Source organism: Streptomyces sp. NPDC054847, assembly GCF_053610925.1.
On record NZ_JBSGZJ010000604.1, the window covers coordinates 1 to 3,416 of the forward strand.

At 62.9% G+C, this 3,416-nt stretch carries 4 protein-coding genes; all 4 read right to left on the minus strand.

Annotated elements, in window-relative coordinates; genetic code table 11:
• Positions 1 to 70 precede the first annotated feature (70 nt).
• From ACWGH4_RS33045 to ACWGH4_RS33060, 4 genes are read right to left on the minus strand one after another with little or no spacing between them, the layout of a single operon-like run.
• Entirely contained in the window at positions 71 to 382 is a 312-nt protein-coding gene (locus ACWGH4_RS33045) for a hypothetical protein (protein WP_453467344.1), read from the minus strand.
• Positions 373 to 693: an RNase A-like domain-containing protein gene (locus ACWGH4_RS33050; RefSeq protein ID WP_453467347.1), complete on the minus strand. Its 321-nt coding sequence runs from the start codon at positions 691 to 693 to the stop codon at positions 373 to 375. Before ACWGH4_RS33050 ends, ACWGH4_RS33045 begins: the two co-directional genes overlap by 10 nt.
• A gap of 15 nt (positions 694 to 708) precedes the next feature.
• A complete protein-coding gene (locus ACWGH4_RS33055; RefSeq protein ID WP_453467349.1) occupies positions 709 to 1,266 on the minus strand; it encodes a hypothetical protein in 558 nt (185 codons plus the stop codon).
• Between the two features lie 29 nt (positions 1,267 to 1,295).
• On the minus strand, positions 1,296 to 3,248 hold the full coding sequence (locus ACWGH4_RS33060) for an RNase A-like domain-containing protein (protein WP_453467351.1): 1,953 nt from the start codon (positions 3,246 to 3,248) through the stop codon (positions 1,296 to 1,298).
• Between the last annotated feature and the right edge of the window lie 168 nt (positions 3,249 to 3,416).

The following is a 3,416-nucleotide window of genomic DNA, read 5'->3' on the forward strand; positions in this document are numbered from 1 at the left end:
AGTTCGGTGACGGCGAGCGCGTAGTCGGTCTCGTCCAAGGGCAGCGTGAGCAGGTCGTGGACCTCGCCGGTCAGTTGGGCGACCAGGCCGCTGTCCGGTCGGCAAGGCGCACCAGCCAGGCCTGAATCTCGGGGTCCGGCAGTCCGACGTCGGGTACCGGGTAGAACTCGCCGAGGCGTAGCCGAAGCCGTCCGGGCGGATTGTCGGCATAGGCGGGCAGCTGTTCCTCGGCGATCGGGATGGCCCAGAGGCGGGTGCGCCAGGTGTGACGGAGGTACGCCGTCAAGGGCTCCTCGTCGTCGCCGGTGCGGCCCAGGTAGGCGCGGACGACGTGGTCCAGCTCGCCGTACTTGCGATCGTGGTCGCGCGGCTTCAGGGACACGAATGCTGCCTCCAGAGGCAGATCGGGAAGGTGGCGTGGACGGTGCAGCCATGCGGGCCGGCCTCGTCCCGCTTCAGGATCACCCTGGCAGCTCGCACGTCGACCGGCTCCCGGCCGGCGAGCAGCATCGCCTGGAGCAGCACGCGCCCTACGGGCTCCGGGCGGGACGGCCAGGCGGCCTCGATGGTCAGCCTCTGCCGGGTCGACTGGGCCAGCCAGCGGTGAACGACCTGCTCATTGGCGGTCACGACCTGCTGGGTCGCCCACTGGGCGGTCTCCCGGTCGGGATAGGTGACGGATCTGGTGCGCATGCTTGAGTTCGCCTGTCAGCTCGCGTCGAAGGACCAGAAAATGCCCACTTCGTCGTCCGTCAGAGCGACGAGTCCCAAATCAAATGCATGCTCACTGTAAGGATTGACCCATGCGGCTGATTCGAAGAAATCGTGGTCTGCGGCGTCGCGCGCGTAGCCAGAATTAGTATAGAAAGTACCCCGGCTCCCGAATCTGGAGAGAAGCGTTCGCGCCTGTTCCAGCAAAGCACTTCTCTTGTGCGAGAAGTCGTCAATTCGCGATACCCGAAATGAGTCGGCGGACATAGAAACAAGGAGCGTGGCCGCTGATTTCTCGGTGATCTCCGCCAGGCCGCTGTCAAAGGACGCAGCATCTGTCGGACGAAAAGGAAAGAAAGGGCGGTCAGGAGTGTGGTCGTACTCGTCCCACCACACTGCCTCCCAACCGCGGGGGTCATTCCGCTCACGCCGAAGCGTGGCGACTGCATCGTACCGCCAGTCCGCGTGAATTCGAGCGCTGACTGCGACCACGGTGTAGGAGTCATTGAAAAGTTGCAGTGCAGCCGTCCAGGCGCCGCGTCCAACGTCATTCACCAGCGCCCTCCTTCCAGAAGCCTAGGTACTCACTGTCTATCTTTCCCCTTGCCGGGGTCCATCGGCATGGATGTCAGGACGGTGAAAGGAGGATCAAGGTCTTCATTGTACACAAGGCGGCTTTCAATTCCTTTAACATCTCTGGCTTGGCCGGACGGAAACGGTTCTGCCTTCATTGCCTCCTTGTCGATGGCACGCCCGCTACTTTCTTCCGGGTCGGCGGGGTGGTCCACGGCGATATCTAGTCGAGCGCCCGGTGCGGGTTCCGACTCAATCCACTTCTTGATTATCTCTGCATTCCTGTCTATATTGTATTGCGTGTGGCGCTGAGCGGCATCCATGTCGGTAAACGTCGAGGCTCTGGCAGGTATTGGCTGGCCGTATTCCCATTCTGTACCAGGGCGAGGACCTTTCTTGAGGTCATCCCGAAGGCGCTGGGCAAGCTGTTCGTCGGTTAGGCCGACATGCTTGTTGACGGTATGGGAGTTCTCCATCCATTCAGAGGACGCCAGGTCGATCTGGTAGATCCCCAGGCTGGTGTGTCCCTCCTTGGTCCAGCGGTGACGCGGTCTGAACTCGTCCATGGCGCGGGCGCCGAATGCTCGAGCTCGGGCCGCCTCCGCCTCGAAAGTCGGTGCGCTCAGGAGTGCCTCATCCAGCTCCGGCAGGAGTGCCCGTATAGATGCGGCTGCATTATGGAATGCTAAATGTTGCGCGTCCACTGCCGCATCGGCACCAGCCTTGTCCATGTGCGAGGCAAAGGTAGCAGTTATTTCACCGAAGGCCAGTGTTGCGCCAAGGCGGGTCAATTCTCCGAGGTCGAGTCCGATCGTAAGGTCCTTCAGGGTGGCGTCCGCGGCCTCTTTCGCAAGTCGCGAAGTTGTCGCAGTCGACTTGTCCGCGGCATCGGCAGCTTCATGGAAGGCATCCCGGACCGATTTTCCGGTTTTCTCAAGGACCTCAATGATGGGCCGCCGGTTCTCCGAGGGAATCCGGGGATTGGTTCGCCAGTCCCTGCCGTCTGATGAACCTTTGGGTACCGTCTCGCCGGTCTCGTCGCGGCGTTGTCCCCATGCCGTCGTGCCCCAAATCGCCTGACAGAAGGCATTCATCGCCCCTTGCCATTCGCTATGACTGCTGTCGGTAAGGTACGAGATGGCGTCGCGGAAACCACCGGCGGACTTTCTCGCCTCTTTACCTGCCGATTCCCAGGCGTTTCCTATTGCACGGAGTTCGTCGGTCCAAGGCCCGGGCGTGACCTCAACCGTCTTACCCAGTCGCAGTACGTGCTCTACGGCCTCGTCGATCTGCTCAGCCAGCCAGTCAGGTCCGTTGCCAACCCACGCCAGCAATGGGCCACTGGCATCTCCGGTGCCGGTCCACTTGATCGAGGATGCGGGTCCGTACGTGACATGTCCGACGCCTATGGGCGGAGTCCGGAGGGGAGGTGCTTCGATCTGATGCCGGCGATTGGATTGGCGTGAGGCCCAGTCAGCCCGCACATAGTTGTTTGCCGTCTCCGTGAGGCCGACCGCGACACCGCCAATGCTGTCGATGCACTTCGACCAGAGGTTCAGGAAGCGTTCCGCCATGTCTGCGTACGCATCGGCAAATGCGTCTGCGCCGTGGCCACGTCCTGCCACCTGCGTCTGGCTCCATCCACCGACGCCATCGACCAGGTTCAGAGCAGCTTTGTGAAAATTGAATTGTTCGTCCCGAACGAGTGCCGACGTGTAATAGACGTGTCCGGTCCTGATCTCGAACGCGCCATTTGCGTCGGGTGCGGTCGGCCTGAGCTGATCACGCTCCCACCTGCGGCGCCTGGCACTCGGACGTCCGTCCCACTCTCTTGCTGCGGGCGGCGGCGGGTCTTCCCGGGCGTGGAGCGATGGTTCCGGGTCGGGGACCTGCGGAGGGCCAGGAGTGGCCTCGCCGGCCGGAGGTGTGGTCGACGGCGCAGGCTCGGGGACAGGCGTGCCCATCAGGCGGTTCCCCAGCCGCGCAGGACGGCGCGGTGGGCCTCTGCGTAGTTGGCGTGGCCGGTGGTGACGACCTGGATGTCCTCGAGTTCGCCGGCGGCTTCGCGCAGTGTGCTGAAGCTGACGCCGATGTAGTCGTCGGCCATGTGTGGTGCCCCCGTGGAATCGTGC

Bases quoted from the DNA above. Each gene is read 5' to 3' on its own strand.
- ACWGH4_RS33050 (WP_453467347.1), bottom strand. From the start codon at position 693: ATGCGCACCAGATCCGTCACCTATCCCGACCGGGAGACCGCCCAGTGG.
- ACWGH4_RS33060 (WP_453467351.1), bottom strand. From the start codon at position 3,248: ATGGGCACGCCTGTCCCCGAGCCTGCGCCGTCGACCACACCTCCGGCC.